Source organism: Achromobacter sp. KK8, assembly GCF_054188005.1.
Map to the genome: position 1 here is coordinate 5,012,592 of NZ_CM135178.1, position 19,899 is coordinate 5,032,490.

General features: G+C 67.8%; 16 protein-coding genes. 7 read left to right on the top strand and 9 right to left on the bottom strand.

Annotated features, from left to right (window positions below; all coding sequences use genetic code 11):
- Positions 1-58: 58 nt before the first annotated feature.
- Complete coding sequence (locus tag ACVN9Z_RS23255; RefSeq protein ID WP_054438191.1) at positions 59-1,270, bottom strand: citrate synthase family protein; 1,212 nt, start codon at positions 1,268-1,270, stop codon at positions 59-61.
- 185 nt (positions 1,271-1,455) lie between these two features.
- Between ACVN9Z_RS23255 and ACVN9Z_RS23260 the strand changes: the two genes are divergently transcribed.
- Positions 1,456-2,895 (top strand): CoA transferase, encoded by a 1,440-nt coding sequence (locus ACVN9Z_RS23260; protein WP_458212693.1) that lies wholly within the window; start codon positions 1,456-1,458, stop codon positions 2,893-2,895.
- Between the two features lie 63 nt (positions 2,896-2,958).
- Here ACVN9Z_RS23260 and ACVN9Z_RS23265 read toward each other — a convergent pair whose 3' ends face one another.
- On the bottom strand, positions 2,959-4,185 hold the full coding sequence (locus ACVN9Z_RS23265; protein WP_458212694.1) for an SMI1/KNR4 family protein: 1,227 nt from the start codon (positions 4,183-4,185) through the stop codon (positions 2,959-2,961).
- A 100-nt stretch (positions 4,186-4,285) separates the two neighbouring features.
- The gene (locus tag ACVN9Z_RS23270; protein WP_053498435.1) at positions 4,286-4,507 is read right to left on the bottom strand and encodes a hypothetical protein; all 222 of its coding nucleotides are present in this window, start codon (positions 4,505-4,507) and stop codon (positions 4,286-4,288) included.
- 302 nt (positions 4,508-4,809) lie between these two features.
- On the opposite strand from ACVN9Z_RS23270, the gene ACVN9Z_RS23275 reads away from it, so the two are divergent.
- Together ACVN9Z_RS23275 and ACVN9Z_RS23280 are read left to right on the top strand one after the other, a co-directional pair.
- On the top strand, positions 4,810-6,027 hold the full coding sequence (locus ACVN9Z_RS23275; protein ID WP_054499067.1) for a hypothetical protein: 1,218 nt from the start codon (positions 4,810-4,812) through the stop codon (positions 6,025-6,027).
- Between the two features lie 37 nt (positions 6,028-6,064).
- The gene (locus tag ACVN9Z_RS23280; RefSeq protein WP_241071559.1) at positions 6,065-6,754 is read left to right on the top strand and encodes a Vgb family protein; all 690 of its coding nucleotides are present in this window, start codon (positions 6,065-6,067) and stop codon (positions 6,752-6,754) included.
- Positions 6,755-6,777: 23 nt separating this feature from the next.
- On the opposite strand, the gene ACVN9Z_RS23285 is transcribed toward ACVN9Z_RS23280, so the two are convergent.
- The gene (locus ACVN9Z_RS23285; protein ID WP_241071560.1) at positions 6,778-8,109 is read right to left on the bottom strand and encodes a PDDEXK-like family protein; all 1,332 of its coding nucleotides are present in this window, start codon (positions 8,107-8,109) and stop codon (positions 6,778-6,780) included.
- Between the two features lie 289 nt (positions 8,110-8,398).
- On the opposite strand from ACVN9Z_RS23285, the gene ACVN9Z_RS23290 reads away from it, so the two are divergent.
- The 4 genes from ACVN9Z_RS23290 to ACVN9Z_RS23305 are packed head-to-tail and all read left to right on the top strand — an operon-like array spanning position 8,399 to position 14,000.
- Positions 8,399-9,301 carry a DUF3348 domain-containing protein gene (locus ACVN9Z_RS23290; protein WP_054508307.1) on the top strand — a complete coding sequence of 301 codons (903 nt, stop codon included), beginning with the start codon at positions 8,399-8,401 and terminating at the stop codon, positions 9,299-9,301.
- Positions 9,302-9,311: 10 nt separating this feature from the next.
- The gene (locus tag ACVN9Z_RS23295; protein WP_110135115.1) at positions 9,312-12,611 is read left to right on the top strand and encodes a DUF802 domain-containing protein; all 3,300 of its coding nucleotides are present in this window, start codon (positions 9,312-9,314) and stop codon (positions 12,609-12,611) included.
- Entirely contained in the window at positions 12,608-13,264 is a 657-nt protein-coding gene (locus ACVN9Z_RS23300) for an OmpA family protein (RefSeq protein WP_024069100.1), read from the top strand. Before ACVN9Z_RS23295 ends, ACVN9Z_RS23300 begins: the two co-directional genes overlap by 4 nt.
- Entirely contained in the window at positions 13,254-14,000 is a 747-nt protein-coding gene (locus ACVN9Z_RS23305; protein WP_411469439.1) for a DUF2894 domain-containing protein, read from the top strand. The genes ACVN9Z_RS23300 and ACVN9Z_RS23305 overlap by 11 nt, the downstream gene beginning before the upstream one ends.
- A 116-nt stretch (positions 14,001-14,116) precedes the next feature.
- Here the strand turns inward: ACVN9Z_RS23305 and ACVN9Z_RS23310 are convergent, their stop codons facing one another.
- From ACVN9Z_RS23310 to ACVN9Z_RS23330, 5 genes are all read right to left on the bottom strand, one after another.
- Entirely contained in the window at positions 14,117-15,451 is a 1,335-nt protein-coding gene (locus tag ACVN9Z_RS23310; protein WP_458212695.1) for a carotenoid oxygenase family protein, read from the bottom strand.
- 77 nt (positions 15,452-15,528) lie between these two features.
- On the bottom strand, positions 15,529-16,440 hold the full coding sequence (locus ACVN9Z_RS23315) for a DUF6708 domain-containing protein (RefSeq protein ID WP_458212696.1): 912 nt from the start codon (positions 16,438-16,440) through the stop codon (positions 15,529-15,531).
- 123 nt (positions 16,441-16,563) lie between these two features.
- Positions 16,564-17,730: a hypothetical protein gene (locus ACVN9Z_RS23320; protein ID WP_232066890.1), complete on the bottom strand. Its 1,167-nt coding sequence runs from the start codon at positions 17,728-17,730 to the stop codon at positions 16,564-16,566.
- A 22-nt stretch (positions 17,731-17,752) separates the two neighbouring features.
- Positions 17,753-18,823 (bottom strand): hypothetical protein, encoded by a 1,071-nt coding sequence (locus ACVN9Z_RS23325; RefSeq protein WP_233436927.1) that lies wholly within the window; start codon positions 18,821-18,823, stop codon positions 17,753-17,755.
- Positions 18,824-18,855: 32 nt separating this feature from the next.
- Positions 18,856-19,893, bottom strand: a complete 1,038-nt coding sequence (locus tag ACVN9Z_RS23330; RefSeq protein ID WP_458212697.1) for a hypothetical protein — start codon at positions 19,891-19,893, stop codon at positions 18,856-18,858.
- Positions 19,894-19,899: the final 6 nt, after the last annotated feature.

Consider the following 19,899-nt stretch of genomic DNA (forward strand, 5'->3'; position numbering starts at 1 on the left):
GCCGTACCGCGCCCCACGGCGCCGACACGGCATGCCGTGTCAGCGCCGGACGCCGCGTTCAAGCCGCGTCGGGATGCGCGCCGGTATAGGCCGCGCGCGGCCGGATCACATCCTGGCTGCCGCGCTGCTCCAGCCCGTGCGCCAGCCAGCCGATGGAGCGCCCCAGCGCGAACAAGCCGAAGGCCGCGCCCAGCGGCAGCCCCAGGTGGCGCCGCACCGCCACCAGCGCGAAGTCCACCGACGGCCGCTGCCCGGCCAGCTGGAACGCCTGTTCGATCAGCGCCTGCCAGTCGGGACGCCGCGGCAGTATCCGCGCCAGCAAGGCGCTGGCGCGCGGATCGCCGGCCGGATACAGGTGATGCCCGAAACCCGGCAGATCCTCGCCCCGCGCCAACCGTTCGCGCAAGCCACGCGCCAGCCGCTGGCCGGCGTCCGCGCCGGCATCGCCGCGTTCCAGTTCATCCCACATCGCCTCGGCGCGCGCCGTGGTGCCGCCGTGGCGGCCGCCCGTCAGCGCCGCCAGCCCGCCCACGATGCCGGCGCGCAGGCTGGCGCCGGTGGACGCGATGCAGCGCGCGGTGAAACTGGAGGCGTTCAATTCGTGGTCGGCGCACAGCACCAGGGCCATGCGGATCAGGTCCGCGCCCGCCTCGTCCACGCCCCAGGCGCGGGCGCATTGCGCGTGGATCGGCGCGTCGTCCGGGGCGATCTGCAACAGGCAGGCCGCCAGCGTGCGCACCAGCGCGCCGCAGCCCTGCGCCTGGCGCTCGGGCGAGCGCTGCCACAACGCGGTGGCGTCGTCATCGCTGGCCGCCGTGAATAACGGCAACAACGCGGCCTCGGCGCGCTGGCCGCGATGCCGCGCGAACAACGCCGCCAGGTCGCCCGGCAACACCGGCGCGGGCGCGCCGAACGCCATGGCTTGGTCGCACTGCCAAAGATGCGCCGCCACCGCCTCCACCGAACGCGAACCGGCCAACGCCACGGCGCTTTCCCCGCGATAGAACAGCTGCCCGTCATCGATCAGCGTGATGGCGGACTCCAACACCGGCAGCCCCCAATTCAGCGTGGCCTTGGCCACCTCCCTGGGCTTGCGCCCGCGCGTGCGCTGCGCCGCCAGTCGGTCCACATCCTCGGCCAGGTAGCGGCTTTCACGCGGGGTGGCGCCGGACTCGGCGTGCAGCAGCCCGCGGCTCACATAGGCATACAGGGTCTGGCGCGACACGCCCAGACGGGCGGCCGCGGCGGCGGAAGTCAGGTAATCGGGCATGAGGGCGGACGGTGGCAGACAGCGTTCAGCTACGAAGGGGAAACGAAGGGGAAACGAGGCCCGGACACGGCATGGCGACCGCCATGCCGTGAGGCTGGACCAATAAGTTGATTAGATTAATCAATATTGACAATTAATACGAGAAGAATAATCCTGACGGCATTCTCAGACGACCAGGAAGCCTCATGTCCGCCAACGCCCTCCCGCCCTCGCCCGCCATTGCCGACTATCTGCGCCAGTTCTGGCTGGCGGCCGGCGGCGCCCCCGCGCACCTGGCGCGCGTGGCCATCACCGGCGAAGGCGCCTTGCCATCCGTCTTCGCCGTCACCGAATTCGCCACCGCCGCCATTGGCGCGGCCGGGCTGGCCATGGCTGAATTCGCGGCGGCCGGCGCCGGCGCGGCCGGTCCGGATTCGACCGGTCCTGGCGCCATCGGCCAGGTCACGGTCGACCGCCGCCTGGCCTCGATCTGGTTCGGCACCACCTTGCGTCCGGTCGGCTGGAGCGCGCCGCCGCTGTGGGACGCCGTGGCGGGCGACTACCGCGCCGCGGACGGCTGGATCCGGCTGCATACCAACGCGCCTCATCACCGCGACGCCGCCCTGGCGGTGCTGGGCGTGGCCGCCGACCGCGACGCCGTGGCCCAGGCCGTGTCGCGCTGGCGCGCCGACGAACTGGAAGCGGCCGTGGTCGCCCGCAACGGCTGCGCCGCGGCCATGCGCGGCATCGACGCCTGGCGCCAGCACCCGCAAGGCCGCGGCGTGGCCGAGGAGCCGCTCCTGCACCGCGACGCCGGTCCCGCCGCGGCCAGGCCGCAATGGCGCGTCCGCCGGCAACGGCCCCTGCAAGGCCTGCGCGTGCTGGACCTGACCCGCATCCTGGCCGGCCCCGTCGCCACCCGCTTCCTCGCCGGCTATGGCGCCGACGTGCTGCGCATCGATCCGCCCGGCTGGGAAGAGCCCGGCACCGTGCCCGAAGTCGTGCTGGGCAAGCGTTGCGCGCGCCTGGACCTCAAGTCCGCCGAGGGCCTGGCCACGCTGGAACGCCTGCTGGGCGGCGCCGACGTGCTGATCCACGGCTACCGCGCCGACGCCCTGGCGCGCCTGGGCCTGGACGCCGAGCGCCGCCGCCAGCTGAACCCGACACTGGTGGACGTGTCGCTCGACGCCTATGGCTGGAGCGGCCCCTGGCAGACGCGCCGCGGCTTCGACAGCCTGGTGCAGATGAGCACCGGCATCGCCGAGGCCAGCATGCGCGCCAAAGGCGCCGACCGTCCGGTGCCGCTGCCGTGCCAGGCGCTCGACCACGCCACCGGCTATCTGATGGCGGCCGCGGCGATCCGCGGGCTGACCGAACGGCTTGCGACGGGCGCCGGCGGCAGCGCGCGCGCGTCGTTGGCCCGCAGCGCGCAGTTGCTGATCACGCATGGCGGCATGCTGGAAGGCGGGCCGGCGCTGGCCCCGGAAAGCGAAGCGGACTGGTCCGCGGCGATCGAGGAAACGTCATGGGGCCCGGCCCGGCGCGTCAAGCCGCCCATGCGGATCGAAGGCACGCCCGAGTCGTGGGATTACCCGGCGAGCGCGTTGGGCTCATCCGAAGCGGCCTGGCGGGACGCGGCGCGATAGGGATACGTGGGATACGCGGGATGCGCGGGATGCGCGCAAGATGCGCGGCGTCCGCGCACAGCCTCAGATCGAAAACGCCCGCAGGTTCGCGATGCGCTCGGCCAGGCCGTCCGCGCCCAGGTAGTGCCCCAGCTTGCCGGCGCGCACGCGGCGCAGGTCTTCCTCGTAGCGTGTCAGCATGGCGTCGCGCGCCTCGGCATACGCGGCGGCCATCCCCTCGCCACCGGCGGCAACGATGAGGCGCGCGGCATCGGGCGCGCCGCATGCCACGCAACGCGCGGCGCCCAGGCCGTCGGCCCGCGCCCCGCGCGCCAGCAACTGCGCCACCAACTCGGCGGGCGGCTGGCGATCGAAGCGATGCAACACATCCGCGCTGACCGGCGCGTCGGCCCGCAACAGCGCCTGCGCCGCCGCGTGGGCATGCTGCATCAATGCCACATCCAGCGCCGTCGCGCTGCCACGCAACGGCTGATCCAGGCGCATGCCCTGCGCCGCCAACTGGCCGACCAGCGCGCCGTCATCGTTGGCCAGCGCGTGCCTCAATGCCAGATTGGCCAGCCGCGGCGACCGCCCCAGCGTCCCGGCCGCCAACGGTCCGCGCCAGTCCACCAAGGCGCGCCGGTAGAACGCCGTCAGCTTGTCCGCCAAGGCCTGCGGCATGCCGTGATCCGCCACGCGCTCGTCCAGATACTCCAGCAGGCGTATCCCCGTGCTGTCGGGGTCCTCGGGGTCTTCCTCCAGGCACAGCTCGGCAAACGCGCCACGCAGATCGGCCGCGATCGTCGCAACGCCATCCTGTTGCAGCGCGTGCGTCCAGCCCGGCAGCCCCTGCTTCCAGGCCACGATGCCGCCGGCCTGCGCGCCCGGCTCCAGGCACACATAAATGCGGTCGCAATATTCGAAACCGCCGATGGGCAGATAACGCAGCTTGCCGTCCCAGGCCTCGCCGCGTTCCCCGGCGGCCTCTTCGGCGCATTCCTGCTCGTGCTCGATCCAGCCCGCCAGGTCGCGGTAGTGGCCGCTGCCGTCATAGAACAGTTCGGACCAACTAAGCGCTTCTTCGTTGCCGTCCATCCGCGCATGCAGGTCATAGGCCAATTCACCGCCGGCGGTCAGGCGCCACAATTCGCGCAGCGCATCGGGCAAGGGGCCAGCGCACATCACTTCGATCTCATCGATGCGCGCCTCGCTCATGGGCGGTTGGACCGCGATCAGGACACGGTCGGCGAACAGGGCGATGCCGTGTTGTCGAAGCGACTGGATTTCGTCGTCGGAAAAATGCTCGCTCATCTTGGATGCTTCATGGATATGGCGTATCGGATTCTACCCGTGGCTGCCGCGGGGATACCGCCGCGGCTGACGGACTCCGCGCCAGACCAGCACCATTCGGCTAGCCGTCGCCGCGGTGGGTCGTTCCCGGGCAATCCAGAATGATCTGTGCCGGCCAGGCGTAGTCGGCTGCCTCGGCCGCGTCGCACGCTTGGTCGGCGCTCAACGCATCCGGCTTGCCCTTGCCTTTCGAGGCGGGCGTCTTGCCATCGGCGGGCTGCAACTGGCGGAACCGGAGGCACGCCTGGGGGGTTTTCCAGCAAAAGACTTTCAAGACATGCATGGATTTGAGACACCTTCGATATTTCCTGGTTTTCCCCGTCACCGGACTGCGCCGCGGCGATGCGCGATTGGCGGAACGACGCGCGGGCATGCGCGTTTCGCAATAAGTGATTGCCCGCCCAACTTATCGAACGCCCCCGCGGCCGACGATAGGAACGGGTCCGAGAAGCCGCGCGATAGACCTCGCTATCCGGCCGCCGGCCGCAATAGCGGACCAACTCCCTGCGCCCGCAGCGCGGTGGTAGATTGGCGGCATCCACGAATGGACGTGGCAAGGGGGGCGGCAACGATGGCGGGATCGTCATGGACGGGCTGATCATGGCCGCGGCGCGGGCGCTGGCCAGCGGCGACCCGCTGGGCGCGCTGGCCCGGGTGGCGTTGCGCGACGACGCGCCGGGCCTGGCGCTGCGCGGCATCGCGCTGGCGCAGTTGGGCGACTTCGACCGCGCCCGCGTCCTGGTGCGACGCGCCGCCCGCGCGTTCGGCACCCGGGAACCGGTGGCGCGGGCCCGCTGCGTGGTGGCCGAGGCCGAGATCGCGCTGGCCTCGCGCGACCTGGGCTGGCCCGCGGCGGCGCTCGATGCCGCCCGCGCCACGCTCGAGCGCCATGGCGACCTGCGCAATGCGGCCTATGCCGGCTACCTGGCCGGCCGCCGCCTGATCCTGATGGGACGCCTGGAGCAGGCCGAACAGGTGCTGTCGGAACTGGATCCTGCCCCCTTTCCGCCCGCCTTGCGGGCGGTGCACGAGCTGGCCCTGGCAGGCATCGCGCTGCGGCGCGTGCAAGCCACGGCGGCGCGCGCCGCGCTGGCCCGGGCCGCGCGGGCCGCGCGCGCGGCCGGCATCCCGGCCCTGCGGGCCGAGGTGCGCCAGGCGTCGCTCGTGCTGAAGGCGCCGGCCGCCCACCTGCACCGCGCCGGCGACACGCAGGTGCTGCGCCTGGAGCAGGTGCAAGCGCTGCTCGCGTCCGACACGCTGGTGATCGACGCCTGCCGCTATGCGGTGCATGGCGCGGGCCGCACCCTGGCCCTGGCCAGCCGGCCCGTGCTCTTCACCCTGGCGCAGGCGCTGGGCCGGGCGTGGCCGGGCGACGCGCCGCGCGACGCATTGATTGCGTTGGCTTTCCGCACCCGCCATCCGGACGACTCGCACCGCGCGCGACTGAGGGTGGAAATCGGCCGTTTGCGGGCGGTCCTGGCGCCCTTGGCCGAGATCCGGGCTACACGGCAAGGCTTCGCATTGATGCCCGCGGCGGGCGCCGTCGCCGTGCTGACGCCCCCGGTGCAGGACCGCCACGCCGCGGTGCTGGCGCTGCTGGCCGACGGCCAGGCGTGGTCCAGTTCGGCGCTGGCGCTGGCCAGCGGTGCCAGCCAACGCCAGGTGCAGCGCGCCCTGGATGCGCTGGCGGCCTCCGGCCAGGCGCATTCGCTCGGCCGCGGCCGGGCGCGGCGCTGGATCACGCCGCCCCTGCCCGGTTTCGCGACGACATTGTTACTCCCGGCTCCGCTGCCGAATGCCTAGCATGGAAGTGTCATTCCCCCCGAACAAGGACACCGTCATGAAAACCAAGCCCGCAGAAATCCTCCGTGAATACGGCCCGTTCCCCGGCGTCACCGACGTGCACGGCGTCTCGTACGACGGCAGCCGCATCTGGATCGCGGTCGGCGACAAGCTGCACGCCCTGGACCCGGCCAGCGGCGACGTGGTTCGCACGATCGACGTCATCGCCCGCGCCGGGACCGCCTTCGATGGCAAGCACCTCTACCAGTTGGCCGACAGCATCATCCAGAAAATCGACCCGGCATCGGGGCGCGTGCTGGCCACCGTGCCGGCCCCGGAAGGCGGCGGCAATTCGGGCATGACCTGGGCCGAAGGCATGCTCTGGATCGCCCGCTACAAGGACCGCAAGATCCACCAGGTCGATCCCGCCACCGGCGCCATCCTGCGCACCATCGAGTCCGACCGCTACGTCACCGGCGTCACCTGGGTCGATGGCAGCCTGTGGCACGGCACCTGGGAGGATGACGCCAGCGAGCTGCGGCGGCTGGACCCCGCCAACGGCGAGGTGCTGGAACGCTTGGCGATGCCGCCCGGCGCCTACGTGTCCGGCCTGGAATCGGACGGCGGCGATGTGCTCTATTGCGGCGGCGGCTCCAACAGCAGCCGGGTCCGCGCGGTGCGCCGGCCGCGCGCAGCCAAACAGTCAATCACCGCCCTTAAAAAAACAACCGCTACCCAAAGAACCTAAGTGGCCCCTTTTTTAGGGGAACTTCAGACTCCTTCCGCCTTTACCACATCCAAGTATTCTTTAAGCAATTTCTCTACTTTTTCACTAAACAGACACGCCTGCTTCGCTGCAACCTCAGCCGTTGCATTAGAAATAAGCGTGATCCTGCGAATATTCCGCATTTTGTGTGTCTTTAACGGAGGGAAAGCCCTTTCAAACTGAGAACGCAATTTTTCAACATCTATTTGCGAAGCAAAAGCCGACGAAATCCAAATAAGTCGAACTTGGAACCGCGCCTCCTCACTCTCTTCTGAAGTAAAGCGCCGTACCGCAACGTATACGGGCCACTCTGGCTCATCAACATCCTCATCCATACAGAGTTCTGCCATCTCTGACCCCAGCGCCAGTCTCTTACGATACATATCGATCATATTTCCGGGGAGATCAGGGCGCAGTTTCTTCAGACTTGAAGCAACTGCAGCAATACCGCTTCCTTGCAGCAAGGCCTGACAAACCAAGCGGTGCTGGTGGTAGAAGCGCAATAGATCCCCGTCAGCGCTGTTGACCAAAGACGGGGTCCATGACGTGATTCTTTCCCGACGTAATTCACGCAGTCGGTCTATAACATTTACGTGCCTTACGGCCAGCGTACCAGCTCGATCAATAAGACGCCGCTCATTTTCAGATTGCCAATCATCCGTTTGGCGTTGGCAATATGCCATAAGTAGGCGTGCCGCATGATTCGATCGATCAATATGGTATTGAGCCCGTGTCGCTGAAATCTTCAACCAAGAATAATCCATCAAAATCCATTTATTTCCAACCACACCCAAATCGGTATTTTCATTGGCCTCCCGATCAACCACAACAAACGCAAACTTATAATCTTGAAACGCACGCCGACTGGCCACTTGCGATCGCACCGCGTCCCAATACTCTGTAAGCTGCGAGGCCGATAGCTTACGACCCGCCTTATTTTCAATAGTAACTACGATCTTGTTGACAGGATCCACCAAAAAGAGGTCCAACCTAGATTTCTTAGAATCATGCCCCAAATCGAATCCCAGCTCACGCGTCAAGAATGCGGCCCCAAAACTAGTTGTTCGAATAGTAGCGGGCCTCCAAGCTTCAAAAAAAGTCTTATTAGCATACTTCGCGTCCGCACTAGCATCCCACGCTGCCAGTAGAAAGTCTTTGATGACGGAGTCACCTTGAGCGTGCCCTTCATTTGGGTTGAGGCACCATGCCAGCATGTCCGAATGCTGAGTCTCGCGCAGGTCGACGACATCAAAAACATCGTCCGATACCTTGGCCTGCTCAAGAATATGTGCCAAGTCGGGATCCGACATGAATTGGTCGAGTTCAAAATCTGTCATTTCAATGCCTCAATAATTATCGAACGGCGGCAATAGGAGTCACCAAGAAGATGCTCCCAATCGTCGAAGTTGCTTACTGCGCCCTTTCACCGCGGCGGACTACGTTTAAGAACGACAGATATGGCTGAGACTTAAATATTCGCGAGAATTTGACTATCCTAAGATTCGGGTTTGGCACCTTTCCTCTCCGACATCCAACAAATTGTTGCAGGCGCTAGCGCGGCGGCCGCTTTCCGACCCAGCGAGCCCCCGCCAGCGTGTAAACTCCCCCCTTTTTGACTCTGGTGGTATGTTGCAAGCCCCACAGCGCACAGGTTTAAGCGGCCCGACGCTCATTCGCTTGCTGACTCGCCTGACGGATGTCGACGTGCCGCAATCGCGGCAACCGTTGTCGGATCATCTGAGCCAATGGCTCGGCTGGACGGACGCGATTGCCCTGTCCGCCGCCCTGAACAACCGCCCGCCGGCGATCGCGCCCGGCGCGCGCGCGTTCGGCAGCGCCGAGGAGCGCGAGTGCGAGCGCGTGCGCACTACGCTGGCCGATGCCATCGCCAGCGACACCGCGGCCACGGCCGCCAAGCGGCTGCTGCCGGGGCAGGTGCCCGCCAAGGTGGCGGCGCTGCAGGCCGACGACGCCGATTACTCGAATTTTCGTCAGCGCTATCTGTCGTTGCAGCACACGATGGAGACCAGCATCGGCAACCTGCGCAGCCGCCTGCGCGGCATGGTCGCGGCCAAGACGCCCGAGATGACGCGGCTGGCGGTGGTGGACGCCATCATGGACCGCGCCCTGCTGCCGCGCGAGCGGACGCTGCTGGGCGCGATTCCGAAGCTGTTGCAAGGACATTTCGACCGGCTGCGGCTGGCCGAACAGGCCGCGCTGGAGGCGGCGGCGCAAGCGCAAGCCGAAGCCCAGGCGCACGCCGAGGCCCACGCCGGAAGCGGGGACGAGCCGCGGGCCGATGCCCAGGCGCAAGCCGCGCCGGGGGACAGCGCGCCTGATGACGCCCCCGCCGGCGCCGCCGCGCCCGCGCAGGCCGCGGTGGCGGCGCCGCAACCCGCTTTACCCGCGCCCACGCCGGGCGCGTGGCTGGAGACGTTCCGCAAGGATATGCGTAGCGTGCTGCTGGCCGAACTGGATATTCGTTTACAACCGGTGGAGGGGCTGCTTGCCGCCCTTCGCGCCAGCTAACCGGGACACTATGTCCAAGTATCTGATCAATATCGTTGTTTTCCTCAGCGGCCTGGCCGTGGCCGGCTGGATCGGCGCGGGCTATGCGGGCACCAACCCGCTGGCGCTGGCCGTCACTCTGCTGATCTGCGCCTGCTACCTGGCCGGGGCGCTTGAATTGCTGCGCTACCAACAGGCCACCTCGTCCTTGAGACGCGCGATCGGCAACCTGTCGGAAGCCCCCGCCAGCCTGGGCGGCTGGCTCGAGCAACTGCCGGCCGGGCTGCGCAACGCGGTGCGGCTGCGCGTCGAGGGCGAGCGCGTGGGCCTGCCCGGCCCGGCGCTGGCGCCCTACCTGGTCGGCCTGCTGGTGCTGCTGGGCATGCTGGGCACCTTCCTGGGCATGGTAGTGACGCTGCGCGGCACCGGCACCGCCCTGGAAAGCGCCACCGACCTGGCCGCCATCCGCGCCTCGCTGGCCGCGCCGGTCAAGGGCCTGGGCTTCGCCTTCGGCACCTCGATCGCCGGCGTCGCCACGTCCGCCATGCTGGGCCTGCTGGCCGCGCTGTGCCGGCGCGACCGCATCCAGGCGGCGCAACTGCTCGACGCCAAGGCCGCGACCACGCTGCGTCTGTACACCCAGGGCCACCAGCGCGAAGAAAGCTTCAAGCTGCTGCAACGCCAGGCCGAAGTGCTGCAACGGCAGGCCGAGGCCATGCCGGCGCTGGTCGACCGCCTGGACGCCATGATGCGCAACCTGGAACAGCAGAACCACACGCTGAACGAGCGCCAGCTCGCCAGCCAGGACGCGTTCCAGGGCAAGGCCGAGGCGGCCTACGCCCGCCTGGCCGCCGTGATGGAACAATCGATGAAGGAAAGCGTGGCCGAAAGCGCCCGCTCGGCCGGCGCGGCGCTGCAGCCCGCGGTCGAGGCCACCATGGCCGGCCTGTCGCGCGAAACCGCCTCGCTGCACGAAAGCGTGACCCAGGCGGTGCAACGCCAGCTGGACGGCATGACCGCCGGCCTGCAGGCCGCCACCAGCAACGTGGCCGGCATCTGGAACCAGGCGCTGGCCGGGCAGCAGCGCGCCAGCGAAACCCTGGCGCAGGACCTGCGCGATTCGCTGGACCGCTTCGCCCAGACCTTCGAACAGCGCTCGGCCGCCCTGCTGGACAGCGTGTCCGAACGCCTGGAGGCGTCCTCGGGCAGCATGTCCGAGGCCTGGAACGTGGCGCTGAGCCGCCAGGAGCGCGCCAGCGAGAAACTGGCCGGCGACAACCTGCAGGCGCTGACGGCCGCCGCCGCCAGCTTCGAGCAGCATTCGGCGTCGCTGCTGCGCACCCTGAACCAGTCGCACACCGCCCTGCAATCCGAACTGGCCTCGCGCGACCAGCAACGCCTGGCCGCGTGGACCGAAACCCTGGGCGCCCTGTCGGCCACCCTGCGCCAGGAATGGCAGCAGGCCGGCGCGCAGGCCGCCGAGCGCCAGCTCGAAATCAACCAGGCCCTGGCCCGCAGCGCGCAGGAGCTGACCGAACACGCGCAGACCCAGGCCGGCCTGCTGGAGAACGTCTCGGCGCGCCTGGAAAGCGCCGCCGGCAACGTCTCGGCGCAATGGCACGAGGCGCTGGAGCGCCAGTCGCAGGTCAGCGACAAGCTGGCCGGCGACAACCGCGAGGCCCTGGCCGCCGCCGCCGCCACCTTCGAGCAGCACGCCTCGACGCTGCTGCGCACGCTGGACCAGTCGCACGCCGACCTGCAGGCCGCCCTGGCCTCGCGCGACGAGCAGCGCCTGGCCGCCTGGGCCGGCACGCTCGGCGCCCTGACCGACAAGCTCGGCCGCGAGTGGGAACAGGCCGGCGCGCAAGCCGCCGCCCGCCAGCAGGAAGTCAGCCAGACGCTGGCGCGGACCGCGCAGGACCTGGCGAGCCGCTCTGAAGCGCAGGCCGCGCTGCTGGACACCGTGGCCGCCCGCATCGAATCCGCCGCCACCGGCGTGACCCAGGCCTGGACCGAGGCGCAGGTGCGCCAGGAGCTGACCAGCGAGAAGCTGGCCGGCGACACGCAACAGGCCCTGGCCACCGCCGCCGCCGCCTTCGAACAGCATTCCGCGTCGCTGCTGCGCACGCTGGACCAGTCGCATGCCGACCTGCAGGCCGCCCTGGCCTCGCGCGACGAAGCGCGCCTGGCCGCCTGGCACGCCTCGCTGGGCGACATGGCCGCCGAACTGGGCCGCCAATGGCGCCAGGCCGGCGAGCAGACCGCCGCCCGCCACCAGGAACTGGAACAGTTGCTGGCCCGCACCGCGCACGACCTGACCGCCCAGACCCAGGCGCAGGCCGCGTTGCTGGAGAACCTGTCGACCCGCCTGGAAACCGCGGCCGGCGGCGTGACCCAGGCCTGGACCGAGGCGCAGGTGCGCCAGGAACTGGCCAACGAGAAACTGGCCAGCGACAACCAGCAGGCCCTGACCACGGCGGCGTCCGCCTTCGAGCAGCATTCGGCATCGCTGCTGCAGACCCTGGGCCAGTCGCAGGCCGGCCTGCAGGCCGAGCTGGCCGCGCGCGACCAGGAACGCCTGGCCGCCTGGACCGGCGAGCTGGGCCGCATGGCCGAGGCGCTGCGCCAGGAATGGGAACAGGCCGGCGCCCGCAGCGCCGCCCTGCAGCAGGAGATCTGCGCCACCCTGGCCCGCACCGCGCAGGACATCGCCACCCAGACCGAAGCCCACGCCAGCGGCACCATCGCCGAGATCGGCCAGCTGGTGCAGGCCGCCTCCGAAGCGCCGCGCGCGGCCGCCGAAGTCATTGGCGAATTGCGCCAGAAACTGTCTGACAGCCTGGCCTACGACAACGCCATGCTGGAAGAACGCAACCGCCTGCTGGACACGCTGGCGACGCTGCTGGACGCGGTCAACCACGCCTCCAGCGAACAGCGCAGCGCGGTCGATGCGCTGGTGTCGTCGTCGTCGGACCTGCTGGACCGGGTCGGCGCGCAGTTCACCGAGCAGGTCGAATCCGAGACCGCCCGCCTGGACGACGTGGCCGCGCAAGTGACCAGCGGCGCGGCCGAAGTGGCCAGCCTGGGCGAAGCCTTCGGCGCCGCGGTGCGCCTGTTCGGCGAGTCCAACGACAAGCTGGTGGCGCACCTGGAACGCATCGAGGCGGCGCTGGACAAGTCCATCGCCCGTGGCGACGAACAGCTGGCCTACTACGTGGCGCAGGCGCGTGAAGTGGTCGACCTGAGCACCATGTCGCAGAAGCAGATCGTCGAGAACCTGCGCGAGCTGGCCAGCCAGCGCGCCGCCACCGCCGGAGCGCAGGCGGCATGAGCGCGGGCGAGGACATCGACGGCGGCGTGGAACCCGCGGTGCCGGCCTGGGCCGTCTTCGGCGACCTGATGTCGGTGCTGCTGGGCGCCTTCGTGCTGATCCTGGTGAGCGTGGTGGCCGTGCAGCTCGAGCTGTCGACCCAGCTGGAACAGGAGGTCAAGCAGCGCCAGGAAGAGACCCAGCGCCGCCAGACGCTGGAGCAGGCCCTGGCCGCGCCGCTGGCGGCCGGCCGCGTGACGCTCATCAACGGCCGCATCGGCATCAGCGGCAGCGTGCTGTTCGCGCTCAATTCCGACCAATTGCAGCCGGAAGGCCGCGAGGTGCTGAAAAGCCTGATCGAACCGCTGTCGGCCTACCTGAAGGCCAATGACGAGATCCTGATGGTCAGCGGTTTCACCGACGACCAGCAGGTGCGCGAAGGCAACCGGCGCTTTGCCGACAACTGGGACCTGTCGGCGCAGCGCGCGCTGACGGTGACCCGCGCCCTGATCGACGAAGGCGTGCCGTCGTCCCTGGTGTTCGCCGCCGCCTTCGGCGCCGAGCAGCCGGTGGCCTCGAACGCCGACGAGGAAGGCCGCGCGAAGAATCGCCGGGTCGAGATCATGCCCCTTCCCAAGCCGTCCAACGGCACGGAGGCCGCGCGTGGCCAGTGATGGCGGCCTGGGCCTGGCGCTGACGGCCGGCGCGGATGCCGCGCCCCCCGACGCCACGTCCGCCGAGGCCACGTCCGCCATCTTGCAGGCCTGGCGCGAGCGCGGCGACGACCGGCTCGATCCGGTCGGCTTCCAATTCATCGAGGCGCTGGCCCGGCGCGCGGCCGCCCACGCCGGCGCCGCCCGCGCCCGGCTGGACGAGCGACTGGCGCAGTTGCTGCAGGCGTATGCGGCGCGCATCGCCGCGGCCAGCGCGGCCAACGCCGCCGTCGAAGGGCTGGACGATGCCGCTGCGCCCGACGCCAGCCCCGCGCCGGCCATGGCGGTTCCCAAGCCCGCGCGCGGACCGCTGGCCGAGCTGGCGGCGTATCTCGCCTACCCTGGCGCCCCCGGCGAAGATCCCGACGCCATCGCCGCGCAGGCGCGCCGCGACGCTTATCCGGACATGCCGGTGCTGGACGGGCTGCGCGAGATCTGGTCCGGCCTGAGCGCCGACCGCCAGGTGCGCCAGTCGCAGGAGCAGGTGCACAAGAACGCCGGCCCGCTCAATTCCAACCAACTGGTGCACCGCGCCCTGTCGCTGATGCGCGAGCTGTCGCCGGGCTATCTACAGCAGTTCGTGACCTACACCGAGGCGCTGGCCTGGATGGAACAGGTAACGGCGGCCGCCGCGCCGCCGGCCAAGGAGACGTCGCGCGCGCCCGCCAGGAAAGGCGCGCGCGCCAAGGGCCGCTAGGACACCTCCCGCCCGCAACCGCGACAGGCAACGCTGGCCATGCCGGCCCACTGCCCCGCCGGCGCACGCCCTCAAGCGGCCTCCCGGCGCGGACCGCCCCCGCGCCGCCCTCGCCTTCAGCCCGCCTCGCGTGGCAGCCAGGCGCCATGGAAACCCGCCGGTATCCGCCGCGGCAGGCGCACCGTGGCCAGCGGCCCGGCCGTCAGGTCACGGGCATCGAGCACCACCACGTCGCTACGGTCGCCCTCCTGTCGATAGACGCACACCAGCACCCAGCCGTCGCCCTCCGACTGCGCGCCGGGGCGCGGCACGAACACGGGTTCGCTGTTCTGGTCGCCCGGCGGCACCTCGTACCGCTGCCGCGCGCCGGTCTCCAGGTCGTAGCGCACCACCCCGCGCATCTCGCGATTGTTGGGTTGATGCACGGCGTAGGCATAGCGGTAGGCGTGGCCGGTGCGGCCATCGTTGATGCGCGGCAGTTCGATGCCGGCGTCGTCCAGCTGGCGCTCGCTGACGCCGCCGCCGGCCAGGTCGATCACGTAGCGCCACAGCACCCCCAACGGGCTGTCCTCGAAGCCCGCGCCGTCACGCGACAGCCGCAGGTATTCCGGATAGCGCACCACGTCCAGCACCAGCGTGGTGTCGTCGGCCTCGTAGGCATTGACCACGTGCTGGATGAAACACGGCGCCACCTCGAACCAGCGCGCCGCGCCGCCGTGGCGCGGAATCACGCACAGGCGCGATTGCCGCTCGTCGTGCCAGCGCAGCGGCATGCGGTAGCCGCGCGACAGCATCGAGAAGTCATAGGCCACGTTCAGGTCCAGCAGGATGCTGTGGCGGGCGGTGATGGCCATGTCGTGCATCATCGACGGCCCGGGCACCTCGATCAGCTGGTCCAGCAGCGGCCGACCGTGGGCATCCGCCACGCCATAGCGCAGCCAGGGCCGCTCCCAGTGGGCGCGAAAGCTCATCAACTCGCCGGTCGCGGGATCGATCTTGGGGTGCGCGGTCATGCCGCCCGCCAGGCCGGGATGGCGGCCGCTGGCGCCCAGGAAGTCCAGCCCCGCCGTCATCGCCAGCGGCGCGCCGCCTTCGGCCAGCGCCAGGGTTTCGCCGGCATGGCGCAGCACGTTGACGTTGGGATTGGTGTCGGGCAGGTCGGCGCCCAGCGCGGGCGCGTATTCGCGCGCCCACAGGCGGGTGCGGGCCCAGCGGTTGCGGTAGCCCGTGGCGCGGCCGTCGCGCAAGGTGATGGCGTGCAGCATCGCCGGCTGGGGCCACCAGGACAGCACGTCGTTGCCCTCGAAACGGCCGCGCAGGGGGTTGGGACCGTTGCGCACCAGCGCGCCGTCCAGCTCGGGCGGCAACATGCCCGTCACCGGCAGGTCGGTCAGGTCGATTTCATCGGCAAGCGGCGCGGTGGCGCCGGTGTTCAGGTCGAATCGGGTCATGCCTTGCATCCTTCGGGTTGGAGAAGGATGCAATTTTTACCCGGATTAAATTATTCGTCAATATTACCCGGATTTAATTAACGCAGGTCTTCCGGGTTCATCGAGGCGTCGCGAACATACGGATCGCCCGGCTCAGGCCGCAGCGTCGCCTCGATCTCGGGCGAAAACGCCGGGATCCTGCTGGTGCGCATGACAGCCCAACGCATGATCGCTTGCAGGTAGTTGACGGGCGCCAAGATCAGGTAGGCCAGGCCCGGCTGTTGCGCATCGTTGGCGAAGATGCGCTCCTTGCTGAAGGCGAAACTCTCGCGCCTGCCGTCGACCGGCATGCAGAACAGCACCGCGTCCAGCACCGCTTGCGGGCCCTCTTCCATGTAACGTCGCAGGAACTCCCAATGCGAGTATGCGTTTTCGATACGGCTGGTGGCGATGCAGAACGCAAAGGTCTCCCTGACCGTGGCCCCGTCCTGATCGAGGATCAGTCCGCGGATATCCCAGTTGAGCAAACCGAAGCTGCCCCTGCCCCGTCCCAGCGTGAAATGGATCTTGTCCCACGCTGCGGTCAGCACGGTGCCGTCCAGCCGGAACACGTGCACCAGGCGGCGCTTGCGATCCAGCGCGATGGGATAGTAGGTCCAGCGGAACATTTCCTTTTGGGCGACCCAGGCGCTCGCCGCGCTCAGCGCCGCGCACATGGCAATGCCGAAGAAGACGGCTTCCCACAGGCCGTTTTCATTGGGCAGCCGGTCCACCACCAGGATCCAGGCCAGCATCAGGACGCCGCCGATGCCAAAGGCCAGGCCGATCGCCCCCAGCAGCGCCACGAAGCCACGCCAGGCATACCAACGGTCGACCGACAGCAGGCTGTTGGAATTCATCCTCACCACGCACAGTTGCGCCAGCAGCGGGACATCCAGCCGCTTTTTCTGCAGCAGTCGGTGCTCACGGTCGAATTCCGTCAGTGGACGGTCGTTGGGAAACTTGGACATGAGTCCGTTGAAATCCATCGGGACCCTCCCTGGGTCAAGGAAAAACGGCGGCAAGACGCCCCCCGGCACCGAGCGGGGAATACTCTCGCGTCAGGCGCAAGCGAGTAGGCGTCAACGCGCCAACTACAGGAAAAACGCGAATACCGATACAAACCCGACCGGCAACACCACCCAGGTCAATAGCCCGAAAACGCTTACCAAGCGCCATCGACTCAGCATATGCGGCAGCTTGCCTTCAATCGCCAAGCGCTCTTCAGGCGTGGGCGGGATAATGGGATAAGGATTCTCGCCCTCCCACTTCATCGACTCGGCCAACTCCGCCGGCAGCGCCGGACGGCGGCCGTGGCAACGGATCCAGTATTCCAGCCAATTGGGCACGTAATACATGCTGCCGAAGAACCAGAACGCCACCGACTGCAGTCCTCCCTTCAAGCGATGCCGCCGATCGACCGAGTCCGAGAACAATTCACGGTCCATCCACGCATACGCATTGGCGCGATGATCGGGAATCAGCGCCACCGGCGGCGCCTGTGCCGGTTCCCCGTCCATGTAGCACCGAATGAATTCCCAGACCTCCCCCGCCAACTGCGGACTGGCGAACGGACTGGTGGGCGTCACGCCCGTCTTGACACGACGGCTCCCCGGCCACAGCTGCGCCACACGCAAGGGATACAGCGCACCCGCGCCGGTCGTGGTGACAACCATGCGGTTGGCAACATAGGGAACAGCCTGGTCATAGTCGACCGCGATCCAGCCCGCCTTCTTTTCCCACGCGTACATGCGGCGCAGACGGCGACTGATGATCACCGTATCCGGCACGAGCGCGAACGTCAGCTTCAATGCGGTAATCAGGCCGACCAAGGCAAGGACAAAGTACAACGTTGCAAATATGAAGAAATCCTGGCCGTAGCCTCGGCCGGCGGGATCGAATTTCACGATGAAATTGATCGCGGTGAAACTCATCAGCAATCCGAACAGATAGGCTACCGCCGCCCCATACCCACGCATGGAATCCCTGGGCGGTACGAGCCGCAGGCATGCCGGGGATATTTCGACGACATGATCATGGCCAGAAGGCGTCGACGTTCCACGCTCTTTTCCCACGGGCAGCAGCCAGCCCCACGCTCCACTTTTTTCCGGAACGGAGGTGATTCCGGCCCAACCCTTGCCATGCCGTTCAGTCGCCATCGCTATCCTTGCATCACATCCCTTCTTGCTGTTTCCTGGGATACTCCTGGGGCTTGCTTCCGCGGCCATGGTGATGCCCGGCCGGCCCTTGCTTTCCCCCATTGGCGATCCCCGCTCCAATCGGTTACGTAAACAGCACGAACGCCACCATGGACAACACCGGCACCACCGCCCAGATGAACAGTCCCACGGCACTGACCGCGCGCCAACGCTTCATCATGTGAGGCAGCCTGCCCTCGATCGCCAATTGCTCCACCTGCGAGGGAGGGATGATGCGATAGGGATTCTCGCCTTCCCACGCCAAGGTATCGGCCAGCTCCGGCGGCAACGCCGGCTGGTTGCCACGCCGTCGAATCCGATATTCCAGCCAGTTCGGCGCGTAGTAGACGCACGCGAAGAACCAGAATGACAAAGCCCCGAATGTACCTTTCAGGCGATGTTGCCGGTCCACGGACTGGGAGAACAACTCACGGTCCATCCAGGCATAGGCGTTGGCCCGATGATCCGGCAACAGCGCGACTGGCGGCAGCGTCGCGGGATCCTCGTCCATATAGCATCGGATGAACTCCCAAAGCTGGGCGGCCGACTGCGGCTGCGCGAACGGAACCGTGGGCGACACCCCGGTATTCACGCGCCGCGTTCCGGGCAGGAACTCCACCACCCGCAACGGATAGAGGACATTGGACCCGGTCGTGGTCGTCATCCTCAGCTTGGGCACAAACGGGGTCGCGCGATCGTAGTCGACCGATTTCCACCCCCCCTTTTTTTCCCAATAGTAGATACGGCGCAAGCGCCGGCTGAAGATGACCGAGTCAAATACCTTGGAGAAAGTCAGTTTGGATCCCGAGATCAGGCCAACCAGGGCAAGCACAATGCTCAGCGCCGAAACCAGAATGAAATCGACCGAATCGTATCCACGCGTGGAAGCGTCGAACTTGACCATGAAGAACACCGCGCCAAAGGCCATCCATACGCCCAACGCGTAGGCGCCCACCGCCGCGAATCCACGCAAGGCATCCGACGGGGTTTGCAGACGTAGGCAGGCCGGCGAGATTTCCACCACCGTGCCATGCGCGGCCGGCGTCTCCTTCCTCGGTGCACCGCCAACGGGCAGCAACCATCCCCAAGCCCCGCTTTTTTCAGGGACGGTCTTTCCCGAATACCTCATCGATCCCGCTTTGCTCGTCAGATGCATGCCGTCTACTTCCCCCGCCTCCAAGTCCGTCCCTACCAGTTCGACACGACAACGCCGAGGAAAGACAGCGGCAAGGCAACCCACAGCGCCAAACCGAAAATACTCGCCAGCCGCCATCGCCTTTTCATGGACGGCAGATTCCCGGCCCGCGCCAGCAGTTCTTCCTGCGTCGGCGGGACGATTCGATACGGGTTGTCGCCTTGCCAGCCCGCCACCGCCGCCAATTCCGCCGGCAGCGCGGGGCGGCGTCCGAATCGGCGAATCCAGCACTCCATCCAATTCGGCAAGTAATAGGCGCCGCTGAAGAACCAGAACGCGAACGGCCGCACCAATCTGTGGTGACGATCGATCGCGTAGGGAAACAGTTCTCTGTCCATCCACGCGTAGGCGTTGACGCGATGATCCGGCACCAACGCGACCGGCGGCAATGCCGCGGGTTCGGCGTCCATGTACAAGCGGATGAACTCCCAGAGTTGCGCCGCGGCTTCCGGACGATCAAAGGGCGCGGTCAGCGCCACGCCCTTGAGGATGCGGCGCGAATCGGGCGCGATCTCGACGACACGCAATGGATAGGCCGCGCCCGCCCCGGTCGTGGTGACCACGTGATAATTGCCCACGTAGGCCAGCGCGCGGTCAAAGTCGACCGACGTCCAGCCGGTCCGTTTTTCCCACGCATACAAGCGCCGCAGTGCGCGACTGACGATAGTGGTCTCCTGGATGGGTGAAAAAACCGATCGATAAGCGCAGACCCAGCCGATCAACGCACAGACGAGATAACCTGCCATCATGACCGCAAGGCCCGTATCCAGGGTGGTCCTACCCATACGGAGATCGATCAGCGCGGTGAGAAACAGCAATGTCAACCCAACCGCCGCCGCCAACGAGACGCAGGCCACGTAACCGCGAGACGCCTCGAAAGGCCCCGTCAGACGCAAGCAGGCCGGCGTCAATTCGGCAACCATGCCCTCGGCGGCCGGCTGCACGCCAGATCGTCCCGACAGCAGCCAGCCCCAGGTGCCGGTGCGTTCCGGCAGTTCTTCCAGATCGCTATTTTTTCTAGTAGTTGTCAACGGAGA

Excerpts from the sequence above, each read along its gene's own strand:
- ACVN9Z_RS23300 (WP_024069100.1), top strand. The coding sequence starts at position 12,608 with ATGAGCGCGGGCGAGGACATCGACGGCGGCGTGGAACCCGCGGTGCCG.
- ACVN9Z_RS23325 (WP_233436927.1), bottom strand. The coding sequence starts at position 18,823 with ATGCATCTGACGAGCAAAGCGGGATCGATGAGGTATTCGGGAAAGACC.
- ACVN9Z_RS23260 (WP_458212693.1), top strand. The coding sequence starts at position 1,456 with ATGTCCGCCAACGCCCTCCCGCCCTCGCCCGCCATTGCCGACTATCTG.
- ACVN9Z_RS23310 (WP_458212695.1), bottom strand. The coding sequence starts at position 15,451 with ATGACCCGATTCGACCTGAACACCGGCGCCACCGCGCCGCTTGCCGAT.
- ACVN9Z_RS23265 (WP_458212694.1), bottom strand. The coding sequence starts at position 4,185 with ATGAGCGAGCATTTTTCCGACGACGAAATCCAGTCGCTTCGACAACAC.
- ACVN9Z_RS23270 (WP_053498435.1), bottom strand. The coding sequence starts at position 4,507 with ATGCATGTCTTGAAAGTCTTTTGCTGGAAAACCCCCCAGGCGTGCCTC.
- ACVN9Z_RS23275 (WP_054499067.1), top strand. The coding sequence starts at position 4,810 with ATGGACGGGCTGATCATGGCCGCGGCGCGGGCGCTGGCCAGCGGCGAC.
- ACVN9Z_RS23280 (WP_241071559.1), top strand. The coding sequence starts at position 6,065 with ATGAAAACCAAGCCCGCAGAAATCCTCCGTGAATACGGCCCGTTCCCC.
- ACVN9Z_RS23285 (WP_241071560.1), bottom strand. The coding sequence starts at position 8,109 with ATGACAGATTTTGAACTCGACCAATTCATGTCGGATCCCGACTTGGCA.
- ACVN9Z_RS23295 (WP_110135115.1), top strand. The coding sequence starts at position 9,312 with ATGTCCAAGTATCTGATCAATATCGTTGTTTTCCTCAGCGGCCTGGCC.
- ACVN9Z_RS23315 (WP_458212696.1), bottom strand. The coding sequence starts at position 16,440 with ATGTCCAAGTTTCCCAACGACCGTCCACTGACGGAATTCGACCGTGAG.
- ACVN9Z_RS23290 (WP_054508307.1), top strand. The coding sequence starts at position 8,399 with ATGTTGCAAGCCCCACAGCGCACAGGTTTAAGCGGCCCGACGCTCATT.
- ACVN9Z_RS23255 (WP_054438191.1), bottom strand. The coding sequence starts at position 1,270 with ATGCCCGATTACCTGACTTCCGCCGCCGCGGCCGCCCGTCTGGGCGTG.
- ACVN9Z_RS23320 (WP_232066890.1), bottom strand. The coding sequence starts at position 17,730 with ATGGGGGAAAGCAAGGGCCGGCCGGGCATCACCATGGCCGCGGAAGCA.